Below are 26017 nucleotides of genomic sequence, written 5' to 3' on the forward strand. Positions count from 1 at the left end.
AATTATTGTACAGTATCAGGAACAGTGTACTCACCGTTTTTAATTTTGTCTGTCCATTCTTTAACAGCAGCTTCGATGTCTGCTTTGTTTTCTGCTTCTTCGTTGATTTCAGCTAGACCAACACCGTCTTCAGCAAGTCCGTATACAGAAGTTTCTCCGCCTGGGAAGTTTCCTTCTTGAGCTTTAGTAGAGATATCTTGAACTGCAGCAGACACACCTTTAAGTGCAGAAGTCAATACGATATTGTGGTCGCCGACAACACCTTCAGATGCTTGGTCAGAGTCAACACCGATTGCCCAGATTGCTCTTGATGGATCTTTTTCCTTTAGCTCACGAGCTTCTGTGAAAAGACCAGCACCAGTTCCGCCTGAAGCGTGGAAAATTACGTCAACATCAGAAGAGTACATTTTGCTTGCAATTGTTTTTCCAACTTCCGGCTTGTCAAATGCACCAGCATATTGGGAATCAATTGTAGCGTCAGGGTTAGCTTCTTTTACACCAGCTTCAAAGCCAGCTTCAAAGCGAGTGATAACTTCACTTTCTACTCCGCCGATGAATCCGATTTTATTTGTTTTTGTTGCTTTACCAGCAGCTACTCCAGCAAGGAAGCCTGCTTCTTGTTCCTTAAATGTAATGCTTGCTACGTTTGGTTCGTCAACTACAGCATCAACAATTGCAAAATGAGCATCTGTTTGCTGTTTAGCAATTTCATCAATTGCCCCTTCCATCATGAAACCAATACCATACACTAAGTCATATTTTTGGCGTACTAAGCTGTTCAAGTTTGTTGAATAATCAGAGTCTGATTGAGATTGTAAATAGTCGATACCATTTCCTTTGTCAAGTCCATTTGCTTTACCGAAAGCTTGCAGGCCTTCCCATGCTGACTGGTTGAATGATTTATCATCAACACCGCCGACATCTGTTACCATTGCAACGCTGAAAGAATCACTCTTTTCTTCTCCAGAAGATCCTTCGTTATCATCGTTTTTACCACAAGCCCCTAAAACAGTCCCAGCAGCAAGTACTAAGGACAGCGCTAAACCAAATTTACGCTTTTTCAAGGTTTGTACCCCCTAATTTTTTTTGTTTTTTGTTTTCATAGTGAGAAATGCTTTAACAATAGTTTCTCCGATTGTCACGAATAAATTCGTTTTCTTAGCACTTGAAAGCTAAACTTATCGGCTCTAAAGTAATTGACTGAATAAAGCACCGGCTCATCCTTTTCATCATAATGCATCTGCTTTAAGACTAGCAGTGCAGTTTCAGGCTCGCATTGTAAGATCGGAGAGATTTTTTCATGATAGCCGATCGGCTCGATTTGCGCGACAGCATATGTAATTTTCTTTTGGGCATCCGCTTCCAAAAACTGAAAAATTGAATCGTTTTCATACGAAAATCTTTCAGGCAGAATATTTTGCAGAAGCTTGTCTATACAATAAACAACAGGCTCTCCGTTAGCAGTTCGAACACGTTCGATCACTACTATCTCTTCGTCTTGCGTGCAGGAAAAACGCCTTGCATCCTCTTCAGTTGAACATTGAGTTGTTGAACTTAGAAAAATTGTTCCTGGATTCATTCCAGCTTGCCGAATCATGTGGGTCACACTGTGGAGCTGTTCAATGCCTGAATTGAAAAGCGGCTTGCTGTTGACAAATGTCCCAACGCCATGACGCCTTATGATGACATTTTCCTCTTCCAGTGTGCGCAGCGCCTCTCTTAAAGTAGCTCTGCTTACGCCCAAAGTTTTTGCAAGCTCAAATTCAGAAGGGAATTTTTCTTTTTCTTTGTAAATCCCATTCTCAATATCACGTTTCAGTCTGTCCACAACCTGCAAATATAAATGCCTTGTATCTGACTTAATTAGCATGCGACCTTCCTCCAAAAACTTTCTAAGACATCAGACATCTGATGTTCAATCATTCCTACTAATCGAAAATACTATAACACTTTTTGACTAATAAATAAATAGTGAATTGTGAAATAAGTCGAAAAAAAAAGAGAAAAGAAACAATTGTCCGGAAATGACTTCCAATTCCATTGCTTCTTTCTCTTAATATTCGTCTTTACAAGATATTTTTTCCTTTAGTCTAGTAAAACATTTGTATTATAATGCTTAAAACCGAACTTTAATAGTATAACCTATTTCGGCGTACGAAAGATAATCCGTTTTATAAATTGATCTCTTCTGATGCTTTTGGCACAAGAACTGTCCGCGGTTTGCTGCCCTCATACGGACCGACGATGCCCCTTGCCTCCATTTCGTCAATGAGGCGGGCAGCTCTTGTATATCCGATTCTAAACCGTCTTTGCAGCATACTTACAGACGCAGTCTGCATTTCAATAATCAAGTCGACAGCTTCTCCATACAAATCGTCCTCTACAGCTCCTTGATTTGTTTCAGCAATCTCATCAGGAATCATCTCCTCCTGATACTGGGCCTTTTGCTGGCCGATAACAAAGTCCACTACTTCCTCCACTTCCTCATCCGACAAGAAAGCACCTTGAACACGAACTGGTTTGCTCGCTCCATATGGGAAAAACAGCATATCACCGCGGCCAAGAAGCTTCTCCGCTCCGCCCATGTCAAGGATTGTCCGAGAATCTGTTTGAGAAGATACAGCAAAGGCAATCCGTGAAGGGATATTCGCCTTGATGACACCTGTGATTACATCAACAGAAGGGCGCTGTGTTGCGATGATTAAATGAATTCCAGCTGCACGCGCCATCTGCGCCAGTCTTGTTATCGAATCTTCCACATCATTAGACGCAACCATCATTAAGTCTGCAAGCTCATCGACGATCACGACAATATACGGCAAAAGAGGCTGCTTTTCCTGCTCCTCTGCATTATACCTTTTGACATAGTCATTATAGCCTTCAATATTACGAGTTCCTGTATGGGAAAACAAATCATATCTTCTTTCCATTTCGCTTACGACCTTCTGAAGAGCCTGAGATGCTTTTTTCGCATTCGTAACAACAGGTGCAAGGAGATGGGGAATACCATTATACACATTCAACTCGACCATCTTCGGGTCAATCATCATCATCTTAACCTCATGCGGTTTTGCCCGCATGAGAATGCTTGTGATAATCCCATTGATGCAGACACTCTTACCGCTCCCGGTTGCTCCGGCAACAAGCAGATGGGGCATCTTATTCAGTTCAGCACAAACAGCATTCCCTGTAATATCTCGCCCGAATGCGATCATTAACTTACTTTCCGGCTTATCATTTTTATTCGTTTCGAGCACTTCCCGTAATGACACCATCGCTACTTCCGAATTAGGCACTTCAATCCCAATTGCCGATTTGCCTGGGATTGGCGCTTCAATGCGGATGTCCTTTGCCGCAAGAGCCAATGCCAAGTCATCACTTAAATTGACAATCTTGCTTACCTTAACTCCCTCGCTCGGATGCACTTCATACTTTGTGACAGCAGGGCCGAGATGGACCTCAGTTACCTTTGCCTTAACACCAAAACTATGGAATGTTCTCTCCAGCTTTGCTGCATTTGCATGAATTTGTTCATATTCTCCGCTTTGGTCTGCCTTTTTCGGGGCCATTAATAGTTTGATAGGCGGAAGCTCATAATCTTTATTCTCCACCTCTGTGAAGGTAATCGGAGCAATAATCTCCTCTGTTTCAATTGGTTCACTAGCGTTGCCAGCTTCTTCCTGGACTTGTCTGTCATCATAAGCATTCTCTGTAAAAGAAGAAATGATAGGTTCAGCATATGCAGGCTCTTCAGACTGCTGGATAGGTGGATTAACAATTAAAGGCTGAACTTCCTCCTCAGCTTCTTGTCTACGCTCCACTCTTTGTCTCCTTGCTGTCCGGTCTGACTGCCTGTCCGCTTTTTTCGCTTCCCTTTTTGCAATGCGCGCTTCTTTCCACTCACGAATATCATCTAGAAACTCCAGCCATTGCCGCTTTATAAAGCTCCAAATAGACAGCATCATCTTGCGGAAAGCACCGCTGAGCGTCTTGCCTGTCAACAGAATTATACCTGTAATAATGGCTAAGAAGCTGACAATTTGCGTGCCTGCCGTATCAAATAAATAATGAAACATCGCAAACAGGACTGCCCCAATCATACCGCCTCCCAAGCCAATCTTTGAGGCATTGCCGTCCGCTTCATACCAAAACAGCTCCCAAGTATTAAAAATGACGCTTGGATTGGTAAATCTACCTTCTCCTGACAGCATATTAAACAAGGATACATGGGTTAAAAGCAGGATTGCTCCAACAATTAAATAGAGGCCATTCAGTTTAGTATGAAATAAATATGGCTTCTCTCTTTTCCACATCAAATAGCCGCCATATACAATCAGCCCAAGGAGGCTTAAAATATACCATTCACCCGTAAAGAAACGAAAGAACAGCACAATCGTCGTTCCTACAACTCCTAGCTGCAAGATAGAGATAAAGCTTAACGTAATTAAAAGAAGAGCAGCAAGTTCATACTGAATTGTTTTTTTCAGATGCTGTTTCTTTTTCGTTTTTCTTGTTTTTCTTTTTGCCATGTTTATCACCTAATGTTTCTATGTTTTCTTAAGTATCTTTATGTATGAAATAAGCAGCCTTAGTTCGGCTGCTTAATGTTTGGTTATTCAATTCTATTATATCATAAGATGGAAAAATACAGTCATAATAATGGAATCTTTGCCCCTGGCTGAACAGGAGCATGCAAATAATGGCTTGGATCTGTCGAAAGCACACGCACTACCTCATATTCATGCATCTCATTTTTGGCAACGAGGAGCGGAATACCGTTAAAATCAATTACTTGCTGTTTTTCATACGTTTCTTGACCGATAGGAAACATTAACTCCTCCGGCATCATCGTATACATAATCATTGTACGATACCTTCGTTCTTATCTTTATTCAGTTCAATGAGCTCATTTAGCTTTGTCATCGCTTCGCCCACTCCGCCGACACTGTCAATCAGTCCAGACGTCACTGCATCACTGCCAATTACATTTGTTCCAATATCCCTTGTCAGGTTACCTTTTGCAAACATTAAGTCTTTAAAGCCATCTTCTTCAATTTTGCTGTGCTTTGTCACAAATTTCACTACTCGCTCCTGCATCTTATCCAAATACTCAAAGGTTTGCGGAACTCCAATAACAAGACCTGTCAAACGAATTGGATGTATCGTCATTGTTGCTGTTTCTGCTATGAATGAATAATCACAAGATACAGCAATCGGCACACCAATTGAATGTCCTCCCCCTAGCACAAGGGAAACAGTTGGCTTAGAAAGGCTAGCAAGCATTTCAGAAATTGCCAAACCTGCCTCTACATCACCGCCGACTGTATTCAAAATGACAAGTACTCCTTCAATCTTCGGGTTTTGCTCAATGGCGACAATTTGCGGAATAAGATGCTCATATTTAGTTGTTTTATTTTGTGGCGGAAGCTGAAGATGTCCTTCAATCTGCCCAACAATTGTTAAACAATGTATTTTAGAATCCTGCGATAGTTGCGGTACATTCGTTTGACCAAGCTGCTGTATTTTTTCCATTAAAGAAGATGCTGGTTTGTCTTCTTTTGGCTGAGTCTCTTCTGTATTATTTGCTTCATTTCGGTTAGCCATAATTTTCTCCCTTCCTTTCACATGATGTTTTTATTATGAAGCTAGAAGGAGAATTTCATGCGAACCAAAATAAAAATTCCGCAAAGCCTCGTCATTTGGCTGAACATTAATGTGCTTGTCCTTTTAATATCTTTCTATTCGACATCGTAATCAAGCCAGGTGCCGTTTAAGACTGTAAGGATATGAGCATAAAGAAAGGACCTTGCTCATAGCAAGATCCTACTCCCGTTTATCCTTGTTCGTTTTCACTATCTTGTTTGTGTTTTACCCCTTTGCTTTTATAGGGTTTTGCACTTTTGGCTTTTTTAGCACTAGCCTGCCAGCGGTTCCAGCCTTTTTTACCGGTCCCTCTGCCTATACCACTCTTGCCTTTTGCTTTGCTCATTTTGTCACCTCATAATGTTAAACGCCATATCTACCCACTAATCTTTCCTTTGAAGGAAGCGTACATGCAAAAAAGTTTCCTTGATTGCACAAGGAAACTTTTTTATCCTTACTTTCTTGGCGTTTTAACTTCCATAATAATCGGCAGAATCATCGGTCTGCGCTTTGTTTTTTCGTACAAGAACTGATTTAATGTATCTCTAATATCTTGTTTAATGCCTGTCCAATCAAAGCTGTCTTTGCTAATGCTTTTTTCGACAATGTCTTTAACCCGATTTGCAGCTTCTTCAAGCAGCTGTTCGGACTCTCTAACGTAGACAAATCCTCTAGTAATAATTTCAGGTCCGGCAGAGATTTTTCGCTCTTGCTTATTCAATGTTACGACAACTGTCAAAATTCCGTCCTGTGATAAAAGTTTACGGTCTCTTAAAACAATATTGCCGACATCGCCAATACCGCTTCCGTCAATAAGTACATTGCCTGATTGAACCTTGCCGCTTAAACGAAGCTTGCCGTCTTTAATTTCAATCATTTCACCTAGTTCAGGGATATGGATATTTTGCGGTTGCAAGCCGGTTTTTTCCGCTAGCTGAGCATGTGCTTTCAACACGCGGTATTCCCCGTGAATCGGCAGGAAGAATTTCGGCTTTAGAATATTGATCATAAGCTTAAGCTCTTCTTGGCTACCATGATTCGAACTATTGAATGTTTTGTTTCCTGTAAGGACACTTGCACCAAGTCGGTAAAGCATGTCGATTGTTTTTCCAACAAACACTTCACTGCCAAGGAGTGAAGATGCTGCAAATAGAATTGTATCTCCATCGCCAATATTTACTTGCTTATGGTTTTTCCTTGCCATTCTTTGCAGCGCTTCAACAGGTTCACCTTTGTTTCCTGTTGTTAAAATAATCGTTTGATTTTTCTCAAATCCTTGGATTTCCTGGAATGATACTAGAATATCTTCGGCAATATCGATATAACCGTGCTTCATCGCAATATTTAAGATAACTTGAAGGTTTTTCCCCATTATCGCAATCTTGCGCTTTGCCTTCGCAGCTGCATCAAAGATATGTTGAATTCTGTTCAAATCTGTTGCGAACACAGTTGCAATTATTCGGCCTTTTGTACGAAGAAAAGCAGCTGTCAATTCCTCTGTTACGACTGCATCTGACGTTGAGTAGCCCGGCTTGTCTGCATCCGTACTGTCAGAAAGCAAGCAAAGAACGCCTTTCTCCCCAATTTTCGCCATCTCTGCAAATTCCGGCTTATAAAGATCGCCTGCAGTTTGGTCAAATTTAAAGTCGCCAGTATGTACAATCGCACCTTCAGAAGTGTGAATGACAATAGCAATACTGTCAGGAATACTGTGGTTCACTTTAAAAAAGGATACAGACGCAGAAGGGAATTTCAGAACAGTTTTTGATGTGACAATTTCAAAACGAACTTGCCCTTTAAAGTCCTGTTCCTTCATTTTCTCTTTTGCCAGTTCAGCAGTAAGCCTTGTCGTATAAACAGGTACGTTCAGCTCTCTTAAAAAGAAGGATAGACCCCCAATATGGTCCTCATGTCCGTGCGTCAAAAAGATACCTTTTACTTTTTCTTCGTTCTGCTTTAAATAAGAGATATCTGGAACAACAATATCAATTCCAAGCATCTCGTTTTGTGGATACATTAAGCCAGCGTCAATTACAAATATGTCTTCATCGACTTCGACTGCCAACATATTTTTTCCGTTCTCCCCTACTCCTCCGAGGGCGACCAGCTTTATCTTTTCATTTGTTTTCAATTTTTGTTTCCTCCTATGTTGAGTTAGCCGACCATTGATCAGTTAACAATATTATACTTTATCTATTTAAATGTTTACAACCAATTTCAAAGAAAACGCCTGCAAGATGGAGGGAGAAATACGGCGTTACCTTAGAGTAAAAAACGCTTTTGCAAGAAAAATCCTTATGCAAAAGCATGTTTTTTATTTTGTTTTCTTAAATTTAAATGCCGCATGTATGATTAAGTAAACTAGTACAAGCAAACATGCCATAATGCTTATTCGGTTGTCTTTATTTAATACAAAGCTGATGCTGATTAATGTTAGTGCTGCAGCTGCAAGTCCTGTGATATATGGATATCCCCATAGACGAAAACTCGGCATTGTCGGATAGCTTTTGCGCAGTTTGATTTGAGCAAGGCAAATACTTACCCAAACGATTGATACGACAAAGCCTGGGAATGCCATTAGAATCGTAAAGACTTCATCTTGTGCGACTAAAGCAATCATTGATCCGAGAATCAATACTATCCCTGTCAGTATTAAACTGTATGTCGGCACACCGCTTTTTGATAATTTACTGAAAGCCTTAGGCGCCTCTCCTTCCTCTGCAAGAGAGTGAAGCATTCTAGTACAGCCGTAAATGCCCGAGTTTGCTGCGGATAACACCGCGATAATTAAAATAAAGTTCATCACATGTGCAGCTCCTTGAAGACCTGACATGGAAAGCACCTGTACAAACGGGCTTGAAGATTCTGTCAATTCATTCCAAGGAATCAATCCGCATATAACAAGAATTGGCAATGTATAGAAAAGCACAATGCGGAAAATAAAACTTTTAATAACTTTCGGCAGAATCTTTTCTGCATCTTGCGCCTCTGTTACGGTAACACCGATAAGCTCAGAGCCACCATATGAAAACATAACTACTAATAGTGCTGCAAAAATGGATGACCACCCATTCGGGAAAAAGCCTCCATGCTCTGTATAATTGCGGAAATAATCTGCTCCATCTGAAGGAATGATGCCAAATAAGATACCAGCACCTAATATAATAAAGACGATAATCATTGCGATTTTAATGCCAGCAAACCAAAACTCAAACTCTCCATAATGCTTTACGTTCATCAAATTGATGCTCAAAATAAATATGGTACAAAGAATGCTTAATACCCATAATGGAATGTTTGGAAACCAATATTGCAAAAAGCTTCCTGCTACAACCACTTCAATAATACAAACGGCAAGCCACAGAACACAGTAAAGCCAGCCAACAATAAAAGACATTCTGCTTCCAAAAGCCTTTAAAATGAAGCCCTTCATATTTGTGTTTGGGTATGCAATCGCCATTTCAGCAATGGCTCCCATCACGACTAATAATAATAAACCGGCAAAAATATAAGTAACAACTACTCCTGGACCAGCGACACCTACTGTTTCTCCGCTTCCTTTAAAGATGCCTGTCCCAATTGCCCCTCCCATCGCCATAAGGCTGATATGTCTCGGCTGCAATTTTTTCTGCAGCGTATTCTTTGTCTCCAATTTCAAATCCTCCTAAACAATGAATAACCAATAATAACAAAATGAAACAAAAAATCCAAATCTCCCGAAGTTCTACTGCAAGCACAGCAGGGCTTAACGGGAAATCTGGATTTGTTTTTTCCACATGTCTATAAGCCTTGACTAAAATTGTTTTACGTCTATATGGATAGACTAGCTATGTAATTCCTATTTTGCTTCGTTTACTTAACTGATCTATCCACTAATAACTGCATTAGAAAAAGCTTGCTAGTTTTGTTCTCTCTTCTTCTGTCAGCGGCACTAGAGGCAATCTGACAGATCCAACATCAATTCCCTTTAATTGCAGGGCTGTTTTAACTGGCACTGGGTTCGGTGCAGCAAATAGTGCAGTCATGACAGGCAGCAATTTTTGATGCATTTGCGCTGCTTTTTTGTAGTTTCCTTCAAGGAAAGCACCAACCATTTCCTGCATTTCTGGACCGATTACATGTGAGGCAACAGAGATAACTCCTGTTCCGCCAACGGAAAGCAATGGCAATGTTAAGCTGTCATCTCCGCTGTACACATAAAAATCATCCGGGGTGCCTGCGATAATTTTTGTGATGTTGTTTAAGTTTCCACTTGCTTCCTTAACTGCAACAATATTTTCAACAGCTGATAATCGAATAATTGTTTCGGGTTCGATATTTACAGCAGAACGACCTGGAATATTATAAATCATGACTGGAAGGGTTGTGCTATCTGCGACTGCCTTCACATGCTGATACATGCCTTCTTGGTTTGGCTTGTTATAGTATGGGCCTACAACCATTACGGCATCCACCCCAGCCCGTTCTGCTTCTTTTGTCATCTCGATGGAGTCATAAGTGTTATTACTACCAGTCCCTGCGATGATTGGAACTCTCTTTTCCACTACCTTTACCACATGTTTGAATAATGCTATCTTTTCCTGTTTTGATAATGTTGGAGATTCGCCTGTCGTTCCTGCAACAACTAAGGAATCTGTTCCATTTGCTATCAAATGGTTAACAATCTGTGTTGTTTTTGGAAAATCAATATGTCCCTTTGCATCAAATGGTGTAATCATGGCCGTTGACACTCTACCAAATAAACCCATCGTTCCACTCCTATTCTCATTTTCAATCTTGTTGTGATTAATGCTGTTCCTTATCTAAATCAAACGAATCATGCAATACATTTACAGCACGTACTAAATCTTCCTGTTTAACGAGGACCCAAATGGTTGTATGGCTATCCGCTGATTGCAAAATACGAATTCCCTCACCTGAAAGTGCAGTGACTATTTTTGAAGTGACACCAGGTACACCTGCCATGCCGGCACCAACTACAGATACCTTTGCACATTCACTCTCTACAATCGGGTCATAGCCCATTTCCTGAAGAACAGCTGTCGCCTTTTTAGCCATTTCATCGGTTACAGTGTAAACAACACTGTTCAGTGAAATATTAATAAAGTCAACACTGATTTCTTCATTGGCCATCGCTTTAAAGACTTGTGATTGCAGATCATATTGGTCTTTTTTGGCGAGAACTTTAATTTGAGTAACGTTTGCTACATGAGCAATCCCCGTTACTGGTCTTTCCTGGATATCACTGCCTTTATTGTCATCACTGCTAGATGTCACAAGCGTACCAGTTCCCTTTGAATGTGTGGAACGAATGCGGATTGGAACTTTCGCCTGCATTGCAATTTCCACAGCTCTAGGGTGAATTACCTTAGCACCTTGATACGCCATATTGCACACCTCTGTATATGTGACAACAGAAAGAGGTCTTGCATTTTCTGCAATGCGCGGATCTGCAGTCATGATGCCTTCCACATCTGTGAAAATATCGATTACTTCAGCATTTAAAGCTGCGCCTAATGCTGCTGCAGAAGTATCACTGCCCCCTCTGCCTAAAGTAGTCGTATCTCCGTTTGTAGCAGCACCTTGGAATCCGGCTACTACAACGACATCATGTGTTTCAAGCTCCTTTAATACGCGAGTGCAATCCATTTCCAATATTCTTGCGTTCGTAAAATCATCGTTTGTGATGAAGCCAGCTTGTGCGCCTGTAAGTGCAGCTGCTTTTATGTCATTTTCCAGTAAAAGCTGTGTGAACACAACGCTGGAAATGATTTCTCCACAAGATAGCAGCAAGTCATTTTCTCTTTTGCTTAAATGACTGTCAGAACCTCCAATTAGAGACAGAAGAGTATCTGTTGCATACGGCTCTCCTTTTCTTCCCATTGCAGATACAACAACTACTACCTTTTTACCGCTTGCTAAAGCGTCTTGAATATGCTCTTTTGCTTGATTTCGGCTGTTTTCATCTCTTACAGATGTTCCTCCGAATTTCTGTACTACTATGTTTGTCATTGCTATACACCTCTGGACACTTTTAAAAAGTGTTTCTTAATAAAAAGGGGATCACTATGAAGAATCCGCATCTTCATTTGCTAGAAAGCTGCAGTTCCTCAAACATGTCCCCTTATTGCTATTATATGAAACAGTTTGCCGCAAATTTATGATAAGGGCAACGCTGCTTAGAATATAATAAAGAGATGTGCTGTGTTAAAAAGTGTATTCTTGTTTATTTCACTAGTCCCAGTTTTACAAGACTTTCAGCGATTTGAACAGAATTCCACGCAGCACCTTTTAGCAGGTTATCGGAAACAACCCACATATGAAACCCGTTTTCTGTATCAAGGTCTTTGCGGATACGACCTACAAATACATCATTTGATCCGACACAATCAGCCGGCATTGGATATACTTGATTTTGGATGTCGTCCTGCAAAATTACACCTGGAGCGTCTTTCAGCAAGCTTTGGATATCGGATGCTGTTACGTCTGTTGCATCCAGTTCAAAATAAACGGATTCAGAATGGCCTGTAGCAACAGGGATTCTCACACAAGTAGCCGCTACTTTAAGATCTTCGTCATGCATAATTTTTTTCGTTTCGTTGATCATTTTCATTTCTTCATACGTAAATCCGTTGTCCGTAAATACGTCAATTTGCGGAATAGCGTTGAAGGCAATTTGATAATGCTTCTTATCGCTTTTTACTGGAAGAATTTTCGGTTCAAAGCTCTCTTCATTGATGATTGCTTTCGTCTGGCTGTTAAGCTCATCCACCGCTGCTGCACCTGATCCTGAAACAGCTTGGTATGTGGAGACAAGCACTTTCTTCAAACCGTATTTTTCTTTTAACGGCTGAAGAGCTACAACCATTTGAATAGTAGAACAGTTTGGATTTGCGATAATGCCGTTATGCTTATGCAAATCTTCTTCATTCACTTCTGGAACGACCAACGGTACGTTTTCATCCATGCGGAATGCACTTGTATTATCGACTACAATCGCACCATGCTCTACAGCATGTGGTGCAAGATCCTTTGATACGCCTCCGCCTGCTGAGAACAAGGCAATGTCAATTCCTTGGAAGCTTTCAGGTGTCGCTTCCTCCACTGTGATTTCCTTGCCTTTATAAGTAACCTTTGTCCCTGCAGAACGCTTAGAAGACAAAAGAGTTAATTTTGAAATGGGAAAATCTCTTGTTTCCAATGTTTTAATCATTTGTTGTCCTACTGCTCCAGTTGCTCCAACCACTGCTACATTAAATCCTTTTTTTTGCTCCATAAAGGCTCCCCTTCTTTCAGGTGTTTTCTCTGTATATTATACAATTAATGACGGCGACAAGCTCGCCGCCAAATGAATATTCTCTATTTTAACATATTCGTGCTATATGAACAGAACCTTTTTACTTGAAATATGACAAAAAGTTAAAAAACAGTATAAATTATTCTATTATTTTCACTTATCTAAATATTTTTCGACGATAACAGGCTGTATTTGTTTTCCTTCTAATGCAGCGTTAATTGTCTCAGCCAGCATGCTCATTCTTGCAACCATGGAATTTGGCTTTTTGTCTGGATCGTCCTGGCCGAAAGGAATGAAATAAATATGTTTTGTTGCCATCAAGCGCATTAGGTTAACTCCATTTAAGCCTAAAGCATCATTCGTCGATATACCTAAAACGACTGGCTTTTGGTTTCTTAGCGTAGCTTTTGCTGCCATAAGTACTGCATTGTCTGTCATAGCATTAGCGAATTTACTCATGCTATTCCCAGTAAGCGGAGCTATTACCATGCAATCAAGGGGAATTTTTGGTCCTAGAGGCTCCGCTTTGACAATGCTGTCAATAATTTCATTCCCTGTTACTTCCTCCAGTTTACCGATCCATTCCAATCCTTTACCAAATCTTGTGTCTGTATGCTGAACATTGCCTGTAACAACAGGAACGACATCAGCTCCAAGACTTACAAGCCTTTCTACTTGCGGCATAACTTCTGCATATGTGCAGTGGGAAGCAGAAATTCCAAATCCGATTCTTTTTCCTTGTAAGCTCATTTATGATTGCTCCTTTCGACTTTGCCATTCTTCTTGCAGCAGCTGTGATAGAACCTCTGCTAGTATATTCCCAGCAGTCTTAGGCGCAACAATTCCAGGCAAGCTAGGTGCAAGCAGCGCCTTAACCCCTCTTTTTTCTGCATATTGGAAATCTGTACCACCTGGTTTGGAGGCAAGATCAATGATTAATGTATGCAGTGGCATTTTTTCAATGACAGAGGATGTAACAACAAGGTGGGGAATGGTGTTAATGCACATATCTATATCACAAACCGCTTTTTCTAATTCTGATAACGGGACGGGCGTCAAGCCCATTTCTAAGATTCTGGCCAGGTGCTCGCTCTCACTTGCTGCAACCTTCACCTTGCCTCCTAATGCATGAAACGTCCTTGCTACACTCATTCCAACACGGCCTAAACCAAGTATTAGGATATTCGAACCATGAATGGTTGTATCCGTATGCTGAATAGCCATCATAATCGTGCCTTCTACCGTTGGAATGCTGTTCAGTATTGCCACATCATCTCTGTTAAACAGCTGTACGAGCGAACGATTTGTACTTGAGATAATGCCATTTAAATAGTCATTGGTGATTCCCGAATAAATAGTACAATGGGACGGTGTTTTCTCTAGCAATTCTTCTGTTAAAAAAACCTTTTCATTTGAAAAGATTGTATCCACCTGTCCGTTTAGATCGGTTCCTTTAACAGGCAGAATGATCGCATCAATCATTGAAAAATCCACATTATCGATCTTTTCTTTTGTGGCTCCAGCAAAAGCATGATCCAGCTGTTCAAAGCCAACTAAAGAAAGCTGTGCATGCTGCTCTGTCAGCTTGCGGACAATTTCGAGCTGCCTTGCATCGCCGCCGATAATGGCGATTTTCATCCCTGTCAGCATGTATATTTCACCTTCTTTTTTAAAGATCCTAACACTAATCAATTACTACTCCAACATCTTATGTCACGATCTTGTTTTAGGTGAGTTGCTTTATAGATTTTCCTCTAAAATCATCGCATGCAGTATTTTCCAAAAACAAAAAAAGCCCGGCGCCATTTATCCCTGTTATGTTAACTTGGGATAATGGGCCGGACTTTTACAAATTAGTCGTGTCATCCTTATTCGGAATATCGATAATAATCATATCAGTGCCGATTTTTTTTATATGGGACCAAGGCACTCTCAGTTCATCCCCTGTCTTCCGGAAGCCAAACCATTTAAGGGAGGGAATCAACAAAGTTTTGATTTGCCCGTCCTTTTCATTTATTTCTAAATCTGTTTGACCGAGCATGCCAAGCCGGACGGCATTTTTCACATCTACAAGCTCTTTTCCGCTTAATTCGCTTAGTCTCATTTCTCCGCCTCCTAATGATTAATGCTTTTCTATTATCATATCAACAGAGGTAGAGAATTAGACTAGCTAAAAGTATTTTTTATGTAACCCCTTCTATATTATAGAAGGCTTTTCGGCATATTGCCGTCAGGACTGATAAGCGATACAGAAAAGGAATCAGTGAAAATCTGATGTGCCATCTTGTTCACATCTGCATTGGATACCTTGTCTATTTTCGCAATAATCTCATCTAAAGTATGGTGTTTTCCAAGCAATAATTCATTTTTACCGTTGCGGCTCATTCGGCTGTTTGTGCTTTCTAAGCTCAGCATCAAGCTGCCTTTTAACTGCTCCTTGCTGTTTGAAAGCTCTTTTTCAGTAATGCCATCTCGTTTTAGGTTAGCAAGAGTCGTCTGAATCGTTTCATACAGCTCATCCAGCTGTTTTGCACCAGTTCCGCCGTAGATTGTCACAATTCCGCTGTCTTGGAAGGAGGAATGATAAGAAAAGACTGAATATGCTAAGCCTTTTTGCTCCCTTACATCCTGGAACAATCTGCTGCTCATGCTGCCGCCAAGAATATTATTTAAAGAAATCAAGCTGTACATATCCTCATGGCCAACTTGCAATCCTTCATATCCTAGGCAAAGATGTGCCTGCTCTGTTTCCTTTTTACGAGAAATTCTGTTCGTATGGAACGATGGCTTACTAATTTCTCTTTCACTTTTACCTGCTTCAAACGCTCCAAAGTATTTTTCCACTTCAGCGATAAAGTCATCTGTGATATTTCCTGCAATGGAGATAACCGTATTTTCAGGTGTGTAATGTTCAAACATATACTCTCTCAATGTATCGCCATTGAAAGTGCTTAATGTTTCCTCTGTCCCTAAAATCGGATAACCAAGCGGATGCTTCTCATACACTGCCTGGCTCAATAAGTCATGAACAATATCGTCAGGTGTGTCTTCGTACATTTTTATTTCTTCGTAGACGACATTTTTCTCTTTCTTCAGCTCTCCCTCTTCAAAAGTGGAATGGAAGAACATATCAGCAAGCACCTCAAGTGCAAAATCTGCATGTGTATCAAGTACTTTTGCATAATAGCAAGTGTACTCTTTTGAAGTGAATGCATTAACCTGACCGCCGATGCTATCAAATGACTCAGCTATCTCTCTAGCATTTCTTGTTTTTGTTCCTTTAAAAAACATGTGCTCTAAAAAATGAGACACGCCATTATTTTTTTCGTCTTCTTTTCTAGACCCAGTGCCAATCCAAACACCGATAGCTACAGAACGCACGGTAGGGATATTTTCCAGCACTATTCTAACTCCGTTTTGGCAAGTGTATCTTTTTATCAAGTAAGTTCCTCCTGTTCTCGTTTGCCAATGTAACTGCTCGCGACTGCTAGTATATCTTATTCTTCGTATTTTTGCCAAAAAGTTGTTTCATTATGAAAATAATTGTTCTAAAACTTGCAAACAATTACTTATCAGGCATAGAACGGTCCTCGCTGAGCATTTCTGTGACAGTATTAATTTCCAAATTTTTAGCTTGGATTTGGCTGATGAGTTCATCTAAACTGTTTGCCGTAGATTCGGTTGGATGCATTAAAATCATTGCTCCATTATGGACTTTACCCATTACACGCTGCAGCAACACTTCCGGACTCGGCTTTTGCCAATCAATTGTGTCAACTGACCACATTAAGGTGCCTAAGTTTTGCTCTTTAGCAATTTTCACAACTGATTCATTATAATAACCGCTCGGAGGCGCAAGCCATGTTACTGTTTTTCCTGTTGTTGCTTCAATTACATCATTTGTTTTTGTTATTTCTTCTCTGATTTTCGCTTCACTAATTTTGCTCATATCAGGATGTGTGTAAGAATGATTGCCTACCTCGTGGCCAGCCTCTGCGATCATTTTTGCCAATTCTGGATTTTTTTGAACCCATCTGCCCTCAAGAAAAAAACTTGCCTTAACATGATGCTTTTTTAAAGTTGCTAAAATATCAGGCAGATATTCATTGCCCCAAGCAACATTAATGATAAAGCTGATCATTTTTTTCTCAGGATTGCCTTTATAAATGGCTGCTGCCGGAAGATCTTCGAGATGCACCTTCGGCTTTAGTTGTTTATATACGAGTTTTTGTTTATCAAAAACGCCGGCTTTTTTCATTTTCTTGTAGGATGCCTGTACGTCGACCTCTAACCCATTAATACCTGGAATCGCCTTCCACACAGGATCAATCTTCGCATCAACTGCTTCGACTCTGTACTTGTCTGCATTACTTTCAATTGTTTCATACAGTGGACTAGTGCTTTTGGACACAGTCACACTCTCTCTGTTATCAACTAAAGTTGCTACATATGTATTGGACAATGGATTGTTGGCAACAAACCATGCTGCTAACAATAGACCAGCCATCGGAATTATTCTTTTCATTCTAAATCCCCTCCTACTAAATCTTTATGTAGAAGGAGGACAAGGTAGAACGTAATGAAAAGCGTAAATATCTAAAGCTTGGCAGTCTTTTTACCATCTATATAAAAAAAGGCAGACCCTTAAAAATTCACTGCCTAACAGCAATAGCTGCGTTAAATACAGAAATCATTAGAGTCAAACCTCATTTTAAAAAATTATTTTGTTGCATCTTCTGCTTGTTCTTTTTGTTCCTTCAGTACAGCTTTGCGGGAAAGATTTACTCTGCCCTGTTTATCAATTTCTGTTACTTTAACAAGAATTTCGTCACCGATCGCAACAACATCTTCGACCTTACCGATTCTTTCTTCTGCAAGTTCAGAAATATGAACTAGTCCATCTTTACCGTTGAAGATTTCTACAAATGCTCCGAATTTTTCAATTCGTTTTACTTTACCAAGATACATTTGACCGACAACAACTTCACGGACAATATCTTCGATAATCGCTTTCGCCTTTTTGTTCATTTCATCATCCACTGAAGAGATAAACACTGTTCCATCTTGTTCAATGTCAATTTTTACGCCAGTTTCTTCAATGATTTTATTGATTTGTTTACCGCTTGGCCCAATAACATCACGGATTTTATCTGGATTAATTGTCATCATTAATATTTTTGGTGCATATGTGGACAGTTCTTCTCTTGGTGTTTGGATTGTTGCAAGCATTGATTCAAGGATTTGCATACGGCCGATTTTTGCCTGTTGCAAAGCCTCTTCAAGAATTTGTCTTGAAAGTCCTTCAATCTTAATATCCATCTGCAATGCTGTAACACCTTTTGCTGTACCTGCTACTTTAAAGTCCATATCTCCAAGATGGTCTTCCATGCCTTGAATATCTGTTAAGATACTGTAATGTTCGCCTGATGCAATAAGACCCATTGCAATACCTGCAACCGGAGCTTTAATCGGAACACCAGCATCCATCATTGCAAGCGTGCTTGCACAGATACTTGCTTGGGATGTAGAACCATTAGATTCCAACACTTCTGATACTAGACGGATTGTATAAGGGAAATCCTTCTCAGATGGAATAATTGGTTCCAATGCTCTTTCACCAAGTGCTCCATGTCCGATTTCACGACGTCCAGGTCCGCGCATTGGCCCTGTTTCACCAACGCTGAAGTTAGGGAAGTTATAATGATGCATAAAGCGTTTTTCTTCTTCGACACCAAGGCCGTCCAAGATTTGCACATCACCTAATGCTCCTAAAGTACAAATGCTGAGCGCTTGAGTTTGTCCGCGAGTAAACAAGCCTGATCCATGTGTACGTGGAAGAAGGTCAACTTCTGATGACAGTGGGCGAATCTCTTCAAGTCCACGTCCATCAGGTCTTACTTTATCTTCTGTGATGAGACGACGAACTTCATTTTTAACTAGTTTATCAAGAATTTGCTTTACTTGTTTCAGCTTGTCTTCATCTGCTTCTTCTGTTTCATATTTCGCAACAACAGAATTTTTCACTTCTCTAATAGCTGCTTCACGAGCATGCTTTTCTTGAACTCTGATCGCATCAAGCATTTCTTTTTCGCATAGTCCGCGAACTTCTGCTTCAATATCCTTGTCCAACTCATAAAGAACTACATCTACTTTTTCTTTACCGATTTCGGATACGATCTTTTCTTGGAATTCAATTAGCTTTTTAATTTCGTTATGTCCAAACATGATTGCTTCAAGCATCACTTCTTCAGGTACTTCTAAAGCGCCTGCTTCAACCATGTTAATGGCATCCTTAGTTCCTGCAACAGCAAGCGTAATATCGCTTTTTTCTGCTTGTTCCACTGTTGGATTGATGATGAATTCGCCGTCAATTCTGCCGACATATACGCCTGCAATCGGTCCTCCGAACGGTATATCAGATACAGATAATGCCAAGGAAGATCCGAACATTGCCGCCATCTCCGACGTGCAATCTTGATCCACACTCATTACAAGGCTGACAACCTGTACTTCGTTACGGAAACCATCAGCAAATAGCGGACGGATTGGTCTATCGATTAAACGGCTCGCCAAGATTGCTCTTTCACTTGGTCTGCCTTCTCTTTTAATAAAACCGCCTGGGATTTTACCAACAGCATACAGACGCTCTTCATAGTTAACTGTTAAAGGAAAGAAGTCTAAATTCTTTGGTTCTTTTGATGCAGTTGCTGTACTTAGAACTGCTGTATCCCCGTAACGCACCAATGCTGCGCCGTTTGCTTGTTTTGCCAATTGGCCGATTTCGACTGAGAGCTTCCTGCCTGCCCAGTCCATTGAATAGACATGTTTATCTTGTCCCATTCTAAAAACCCCTCTCTACTCATTTCACTTGTTAGAGGTTTTGGTTATTTTAGTGCTACCTAAACCTACATGGATATTTTTTATCATTACCAAAATACTTATTACATATTATTTCAGTTAAATTCGTTTATGTCAAAAGTCAGTGTCCACCAACAATTATGTAATCTATTCATTAGTTATCAAGTATATATGTCAATAGTTATAGTTGTCTTCTTGCACAATAAAAAAGCGGGAACAAGTATCCCGCTTTTTAATACTATCTACGTAGACCAAGTTTGTTGATTAAAACACGGTAACGTTGAACGTCTTTATTACGTAGGTAAGTTAGTAGATTACGACGTCTACCTACCATTTTCAAAAGACCACGACGTGAGTGATGATCTTTTTTGTGTGTACGTAAATGATCATTCAGGTTGTTAATAGACTCAGTAAGGACAGCGATTTGAACTTCTGGAGATCCAGTATCGTTCTCATGCGTTTTGTACTCATTGATAAGTTCGTTTTTACGTTCTTGAGTGATTGCCATCCTGTTTCACCTCCTATATCCTATTACACTAATCCCCATTTACTGAGCAAAACGTTGGTGATTCGATTTTGCCAAGCAAAGGTTGTTTTTAGTACGTTTATAAGAATAACCTTTTTTCATAAAAAAAGCAAGAAAATCATCTATTAATTTTTTTGGATTGGGATACCTGTCACTATCATTGCCAATCCTAGTTATTTTTAAACATTATAGATTAGCAAAGTAAGCAATTGCTGTCTGCTTATCTCTTTCAATTTGCTCAACAAGCTCTTGAATGCCGTTAAATTTCTTCTCGCTTCTTATCCGCATATGCCATTCAATGGTAATAATCTGATCATAAATATCTTGATTAAACTCGAAAATATGCGCTTCGACGGATTGAACAGTCTTGCCAGGATGGAATGTCGGCTTCGTTCCCACATTACAGACGCCATTATACCATTTCTCGCCAACATTCACTTTCACAGCATATACGCCTTGTGGAGGAATGATTTCCTCGTCCCCAGTCTTGACGTTCGCTGTTGGGAAACCAATCGTTCTGCCCCGCTTGTCGCCGTGAATGACTTTACCGTGGTTTGTGTAGAAACGGCCAAGGAGCTTTGGAACCTTTTCCATATCTCCAGCATTTATATAGGATCTGATTAAGGTTGAGCTAACCTTCTCCCCTTCAAAGGTCTCCTTGCTGATTATTGTTGTCCCAAACCGCTCACGGCCATGAAGAGCCAATGTTTCGGAAGTGCCTGCTGCTTTCATTCCATACGTATAATCAAACCCGCAAACAACATGCTTAACATTAAGATCCACCAAATATTGATCAACAAAGCTTTGCGGATGCAATCCGGCAAACTCTTTTGTGAAATGGACGATAAATAAGTAATCAACACCAAGCTTCTCCATCTCAGCAATTTTCGTTTCCAGTGACGTAATCAGACCGATTTGTTTCTTTTCTTTTGACAACACTAGAGACGGATGGGGATCAAAGGTCATAACTCCAGTCTTCAATCCCAATTCGCCGGCAATTTTTTTAGCTTCCCCGATGACCTTCTGATGGCCAAGATGGACTCCGTCAAAGTAGCCCAAAGCCATAACCAGTGAAGGAATTTCCATAGAATGCATATTTTCTATATTATCTATTCTCACTACTCTCAAACTTGACTCACCTTTTTCTAGCACCTGAAATTTATTTTTCTTATGCCTGTCCTTATACCGACAACGCTACAGTCTATTTACAAAACCTTTAAAATTTTTGAAGGCTTTATCATTCCTTGTTTGGAAGGATGATGCACATAAATCGCTATAGCTTCACCACTTTCCGTAAACACAGCAATTGGCCCTTCCGTTTGGAGGAGCTCGGGCGGCGCTTCAAGCACTGCACCGTTGCGGACTCTCATAGCTAATGTATCATTTATTTCATATTTCGGCAAATAACTGAGCCCATCCTCAATCGGTCTCAAGCTTTGCTCTAAAAGCCCTTTACTTTGCGCTTCTTCAATCTGCTCAAAGGTAAGACAATCGGACAAAGTCATTGTGGCCGAACGGGTTCTTGATAGATCCGACATATGAGCAGGGTAACCGAGCTTCTCTCCAATCATGACTGCTAATGTTCGAATATATGTCCCTTTGCTGCAATCCACTTTAAAGCGGAAGGAAACTTGCTCACCGGACAGTGACTCCCACTCATCAAGCAGTTCTATCTTGTAGATTGTCACTTCCCGTGTTGGCCGCTCTACTTCTATTCCCTGTCTTGCATACTCGTAGAGCCTTTTCCCATTGACTTTCACAGCTGAAAACATCGGTGGAGTTTGTTTAATTACACCTGTCAGTGAACGGAGTACTTCCTCCACTTGTTCCCTTGTAATGGAACCTGTTACGACTTTTTCCTCGACCTTGTCGCCTGAGCTGTCTTCTGTTGTTGTGGAGTATCCGATGGTTACTTCCCCTTCATACGATTTACCTGCATCTGTTATGTATTCAGCAACCTTAGTCGCCCTTCCTAAGCAAATCGGTAGAACACCTGTAACATCAGGATCCAATGTCCCTGTATGACCGATTTTTTTCATGCGCAATATTTTGCGAAGCTTAAACACACAGTCGTGTGATGTCATGCCCTTCGGCTTCCATAATGGCAAAATGCCCTCCATATTTTCCAACCCTTTCTGTTAAACAAAATGACTCCTATTGTCTATTGTTTCAAAAACAAAGAGGAATACCCTCTTTGCTTTTAAGACAGATGAAAATAGGAGTCATACTTGCTGCTAAAATTATTTAACAGCTTTCTTATTTATCTGATTCTGATTCCGATTCTCTTGCTATTTGATGAAGCAATGTATCGATTCTGTTTCCGTAATCAATAGACTCATCAAATTCAAAAGTAATCTCTGGCGTTTTGCGCAAGCGAATTCTTTGTCCAATTTCAGAACGTATAAATCCTTTTGCTTTTGCCAGCCCTTTTAGGGTATTTTCGCGTTGTTCTTGATCTCCCAATACGGAAATGTATACAGTTGCCTGCTGCAGGTCACCTGTTACTTGAACATCTGTAACTGTAACGAAGCCAATACGAGGATCTTTAATCTTTCTCGTAATGATCTCGCCAAGCTCTTTTTTCATTTGTTCGCCAACACGGTTGGGTCTAAGGCTCATAACATTCTCACCTCGTTCTATTAAAGCCATTCTATAGCTGTCGTCGAAGCTTCAATTTCCGGAAATGAATCGATCAGCTTCAAAGCATTCTGAAGCTCTCTTTCTGCTGCAACCTTGACAGATGCTACCGTTACAACGGCGAGCTCTGTCCGCTGCCACATATCCTGGAAGTCAACCTCCGAAACAGCTATATTAAATTTTTGTTTCAAGCGATCCATAATTCGCTGGAGTACAGCGCGCTTCTCCTTGAGCGAATGAGCATCATAAATGATGCACTCAACTGTCAGAAGACCGACAATCATTTGCGCTCAATTTCTTGCATTACATAAGCTTCAATGATGTCTCCTTCTTTCATATCATTGAAGTTCTTAATAGTGATACCACATTCATACCCTTGAGAAACCTCTTTTGCATCATCTTTGAAACGTTTCAGCGCATCAACTTCTCCTTCAAAGATAACAATGCCATCTCTGATGATGCGGATACCGCTGTCTCTTGTAATTTTTCCATCAGTTATATAAGAACCAGCAATCGTACCGATTTTTGAAACTTTGAATGTTTGGCGAACTTCAGCCTGACCGATAACTTTCTCTTCGAACTCAGGATCAAGCATACCTTTCATCGCCGCTTCAATCTCTTCAATTACTTTATAGATAATGCGGTGTAAGCGCACATCTACTGCTTCGGCATCTGCAGCTCTTTTCGCGTTGACATCTGGTCTTACGTTAAAGCCGATAACAATCGCATTAGAAGCAGCTGCTAGCGTAATGTCAGATTCGTTAATAGCACCGACACCAGTATGGATGATTTTAACATTTACACCTTCAACTTCGATTTTGTAAAGTGCTGCTGCTAGCGCCTCAGCTGAACCTTGAACGTCTGCTTTTAGTACGATGTTCAAGTCTTTCATTTCGCCTTGTTTCATATGTTCGAATAAGTTATCAAGGCTGATTCTTGCCTTTTCAGATCTCTGTGCCTGAATTGCTATAGAAGAACGTGCTTCACCAATTTGGCGTGCCGTTTTTTCGTCTTTAAATACAACGAAGCGGTCACCAGCTTGCGGTACTTCATTTAATCCCGTGATTTCAACAGGAGTAGATGGACCTGCAGTTTTAACACGACGGCCAAGATCATTTACCATTGCACGGACACGGCCAAATGTGTTTCCGACAACGATTGGATCACCGATGTTTAATGTTCCGTTCTGGACTAATAATGTCGCAACAGAACCTTTACCTTTATCCAACTCTGCCTCAATAACTGTACCAACAGCATTGCGATCTGGATTAGCCTTGTACTCTTCTACTTCCCCTACAAGAAGAATCATTTCAAGAAGTGTATCAATACCTTCACCAGTTAATGCAGATAGCGGTACAAAAATAGTATCTCCACCCCAAGCTTCTGGTACTAATCCATGTTCTGTCAGTTCCTGCATAACTCTGTCTGGGTTTGCAGTCGGTTTATCCATTTTGTTTACAGCTACGATAATTGGCACTTCAGCCGCTTTCGCATGGTTAATTGCTTCAACTGTTTGAGGCATTACTCCGTCGTCAGCTGCAACAACAAGGATTGTGATATCCGTAATTTTAGCACCGCGTGCACGCATTGTTGTAAACGCAGCATGTCCTGGTGTATCAAGGAAGGTAATTTTTTTACCGTTCTCTTCAATTTGGTATGCACCGATATGCTGTGTAATACCGCCTGCTTCACCTGCAGTCACTTTCGTGTTACGGATACTGTCAAGCAATGTTGTTTTACCATGGTCAACGTGACCCATGATTGTAACAACAGATGGACGTTCGATTAAAGCAGCTTCTTCGTCATCACCAAAATACACTTCAAGATCAGTTGTATCAATTTTAATTTCTTCTTCTACTTCTACACCATAATCTCCAGCAATTAGTTCAATGGAATCTTTGTCAAGATCTTGGTTGATCGTAGCCATTACACCAAGCATGAATAATTTTTTGATGATTTCAGAAGGTTCACGATGCAGTTTTTTTGCAAGTTCTGCAACTGTTAATGAATCACTGAACGTAATTTTTGTTGGCAGTTCTTTTTCTTTTTTAGGAGCTGGAGGAGCTGCTGGAGCTTGACCTTGTTTCCCCTTGCGATTGTTGTTGTTATTTCTGTTTTTATTGTTATTATTGTTGTTGTTGTTGCCTTTTGGTTTGTTGAAACCTGGTTTTGTATTATTAGTTTTAGTTTGAGTTGTTTTTCCTTTTTCAGCCATTGCATCACTTTCTTCTTCATAAGTTTCTGCTATATTTTTTGATACAGCATTCTTATTGTTATTTTGTATCGCTTCTGTACTTTTATTATAAATACTATCCAATTTTTTTACTGCTTCCTCTTCTAGTGTTGTCATATGATTCGAGACTTCTACATTCATGTCTTTCAGCTTTGTAATAACATCTTTACTTGATATGTTGAATTTTTTTGCGTATTCGTAAACTCGCATTTTACTCATCATTTCACCCCCGCAAGAATTAATCGAGCAGCGTTAAAAGTTTTTTTGCAAATCCATTATCCAAAACAGCGACAACCACTCTTGCTTCTTTGCCTATTGACTGTCCAAGCACTTCCCGGTTAGGTACCATTTTAAACGGCACTTTATAGGAATGGCACTTGTCCATTATTTTTTTGGCCGTGTTTTGTGAAGCATCTTCCGACAATAATATTAGTTTTGCATTTCCGCTTCTAATTTCTTTTACGGTAAGTTCCTCACCAGAGGTAATTTTCCGCGCTCGATATGCTAAGCCAAGTAATGACATCCATTGATTATTGTTCATTTGGATTGTCCTTGCTCCTTCTCTATTAAATCAAGCAGCTCGTCGTATACAGAATCTTCAATTGCAACGTCAAGCTGATTTCCTAGAATATTCTTTTTCTTGGCTAAAAGCACTGCTTCTTTATCCTTAGAAAGATATGCTCCGCGTCCTGATTTCTTTCCAGTTAAATCAACAGATACTAGACCTTCCTTCGAGCGAACGATGCGAACTAGTTCTTTTTTTGGTCTCATTTCACCTGTAGCAACACATTTGCGCATTGGTACTTTTTTTCTGCTGTTCACA

25 protein-coding genes are annotated in these 26017 nt (G+C 40.3%); all 25 read right to left on the bottom strand.

All coding sequences use genetic code 11. From position 1 onward, the window contains the following. Positions 1-2: 2 nt before the first annotated feature. Positions 3-1064: a BMP family lipoprotein gene (locus M3600_RS00125; RefSeq protein WP_233314342.1), complete on the bottom strand. Its 1062-nt coding sequence runs from the start codon at positions 1062-1064 to the stop codon at positions 3-5. 74 nt (positions 1065-1138) lie between these two features. Then, on the bottom strand, positions 1139-1870 hold the full coding sequence (locus M3600_RS00130) for a GntR family transcriptional regulator (protein WP_233314343.1): 732 nt from the start codon (positions 1868-1870) through the stop codon (positions 1139-1141). 301 nt (positions 1871-2171) lie between these two features. After that, on the bottom strand, positions 2172-4529 hold the full coding sequence (locus M3600_RS00135; protein ID WP_251644581.1) for a DNA translocase FtsK: 2358 nt from the start codon (positions 4527-4529) through the stop codon (positions 2172-2174). Positions 4530-4651: 122 nt separating this feature from the next. Next, the gene (locus M3600_RS00140; protein WP_233314345.1) at positions 4652-4864 is read right to left on the bottom strand and encodes a YlzJ-like family protein; all 213 of its coding nucleotides are present in this window, start codon (positions 4862-4864) and stop codon (positions 4652-4654) included. Beyond that, the gene (locus M3600_RS00145) at positions 4861-5604 is read right to left on the bottom strand and encodes a ClpP family protease (RefSeq protein WP_233314346.1); all 744 of its coding nucleotides are present in this window, start codon (positions 5602-5604) and stop codon (positions 4861-4863) included. Before M3600_RS00145 ends, M3600_RS00140 begins: the two co-directional genes overlap by 4 nt. Positions 5605-5833: 229 nt before the next feature. Then, positions 5834-5989 (bottom strand): DUF3934 domain-containing protein, encoded by a 156-nt coding sequence (locus M3600_RS00150; protein ID WP_233314347.1) that lies wholly within the window; start codon positions 5987-5989, stop codon positions 5834-5836. 108 nt (positions 5990-6097) lie between these two features. Then, positions 6098-7774, bottom strand: coding sequence for a ribonuclease J (locus M3600_RS00155; RefSeq protein ID WP_233314348.1), 1677 nt, complete (start codon positions 7772-7774; stop codon positions 6098-6100). A gap of 183 nt (positions 7775-7957) precedes the next feature. Beyond that, entirely contained in the window at positions 7958-9241 is a 1284-nt protein-coding gene (locus M3600_RS00160; protein ID WP_233314779.1) for an amino acid permease, read from the bottom strand. A 286-nt stretch (positions 9242-9527) separates the two neighbouring features. Further along, positions 9528-10391 (bottom strand): 4-hydroxy-tetrahydrodipicolinate synthase, encoded by an 864-nt coding sequence (gene dapA, locus M3600_RS00165; protein ID WP_233314349.1) that lies wholly within the window; start codon positions 10389-10391, stop codon positions 9528-9530. Positions 10392-10428: 37 nt separating this feature from the next. Then, positions 10429-11655, bottom strand: coding sequence for an aspartate kinase (gene dapG, locus M3600_RS00170; RefSeq protein WP_237941196.1), 1227 nt, complete (start codon positions 11653-11655; stop codon positions 10429-10431). A gap of 214 nt (positions 11656-11869) precedes the next feature. Further along, complete coding sequence (gene asd / locus M3600_RS00175; RefSeq protein WP_233314351.1) at positions 11870-12919, bottom strand: aspartate-semialdehyde dehydrogenase; 1050 nt, start codon at positions 12917-12919, stop codon at positions 11870-11872. Positions 12920-13093: 174 nt separating this feature from the next. Further along, positions 13094-13690 (bottom strand): dipicolinate synthase subunit B, encoded by a 597-nt coding sequence (locus M3600_RS00180; protein WP_233314352.1) that lies wholly within the window; start codon positions 13688-13690, stop codon positions 13094-13096. Next, on the bottom strand, positions 13691-14590 hold the full coding sequence (gene dpaA / locus M3600_RS00185; protein ID WP_237942271.1) for a dipicolinic acid synthetase subunit A: 900 nt from the start codon (positions 14588-14590) through the stop codon (positions 13691-13693). It abuts the gene before it with no gap. A gap of 196 nt (positions 14591-14786) precedes the next feature. Next, positions 14787-15044, bottom strand: coding sequence for a YlmC/YmxH family sporulation protein (locus M3600_RS00190; RefSeq protein WP_233314353.1), 258 nt, complete (start codon positions 15042-15044; stop codon positions 14787-14789). Positions 15045-15142: 98 nt separating this feature from the next. Continuing rightward, a complete protein-coding gene (locus M3600_RS00195; protein ID WP_233314354.1) occupies positions 15143-16381 on the bottom strand; it encodes a M16 family metallopeptidase in 1239 nt (412 codons plus the stop codon). A gap of 124 nt (positions 16382-16505) precedes the next feature. Beyond that, a complete protein-coding gene (locus tag M3600_RS00200; RefSeq protein ID WP_233314355.1) occupies positions 16506-17465 on the bottom strand; it encodes a polysaccharide deacetylase family protein in 960 nt (319 codons plus the stop codon). A 194-nt stretch (positions 17466-17659) separates the two neighbouring features. Then, complete coding sequence (gene pnp / locus M3600_RS00205) at positions 17660-19780, bottom strand: polyribonucleotide nucleotidyltransferase (RefSeq protein ID WP_233314356.1); 2121 nt, start codon at positions 19778-19780, stop codon at positions 17660-17662. Between the two features lie 256 nt (positions 19781-20036). Continuing rightward, entirely contained in the window at positions 20037-20306 is a 270-nt protein-coding gene (gene rpsO, locus M3600_RS00210; protein ID WP_101175791.1) for a 30S ribosomal protein S15, read from the bottom strand. Positions 20307-20510: 204 nt separating this feature from the next. Further along, the gene (ribF, locus tag M3600_RS00215) at positions 20511-21452 is read right to left on the bottom strand and encodes a bifunctional riboflavin kinase/FAD synthetase (protein ID WP_233314357.1); all 942 of its coding nucleotides are present in this window, start codon (positions 21450-21452) and stop codon (positions 20511-20513) included. Between the two features lie 77 nt (positions 21453-21529). Continuing rightward, complete coding sequence (gene truB, locus M3600_RS00220; protein ID WP_251644582.1) at positions 21530-22444, bottom strand: tRNA pseudouridine(55) synthase TruB; 915 nt, start codon at positions 22442-22444, stop codon at positions 21530-21532. A 136-nt stretch (positions 22445-22580) separates the two neighbouring features. Beyond that, positions 22581-22943, bottom strand: coding sequence for a 30S ribosome-binding factor RbfA (gene rbfA, locus M3600_RS00225; RefSeq protein WP_233314359.1), 363 nt, complete (start codon positions 22941-22943; stop codon positions 22581-22583). Positions 22944-22963: 20 nt separating this feature from the next. Then, positions 22964-23245 carry a DUF503 domain-containing protein gene (locus M3600_RS00230; protein ID WP_233314360.1) on the bottom strand — a complete coding sequence of 94 codons (282 nt, stop codon included), beginning with the start codon at positions 23243-23245 and terminating at the stop codon, positions 22964-22966. Continuing rightward, the gene (infB, locus tag M3600_RS00235; RefSeq protein ID WP_233314781.1) at positions 23242-25413 is read right to left on the bottom strand and encodes a translation initiation factor IF-2; all 2172 of its coding nucleotides are present in this window, start codon (positions 25411-25413) and stop codon (positions 23242-23244) included. The genes M3600_RS00230 and infB overlap by 4 nt, the downstream gene beginning before the upstream one ends. Positions 25414-25432: 19 nt before the next feature. Beyond that, entirely contained in the window at positions 25433-25735 is a 303-nt protein-coding gene (locus M3600_RS00240) for a YlxQ family RNA-binding protein (RefSeq protein ID WP_233314361.1), read from the bottom strand. Next, positions 25732-26016, bottom strand: a complete 285-nt coding sequence (gene rnpM / locus M3600_RS00245; protein WP_233314362.1) for an RNase P modulator RnpM — start codon at positions 26014-26016, stop codon at positions 25732-25734. Before rnpM ends, M3600_RS00240 begins: the two co-directional genes overlap by 4 nt. Position 26017: the final 1 nt, after the last annotated feature.

The sequence above is a fragment of the Niallia sp. MER 6 genome (genome assembly GCF_023714395.1).
Taxonomy (GTDB): domain Bacteria; phylum Bacillota; class Bacilli; order Bacillales; family Cytobacillaceae; genus Niallia.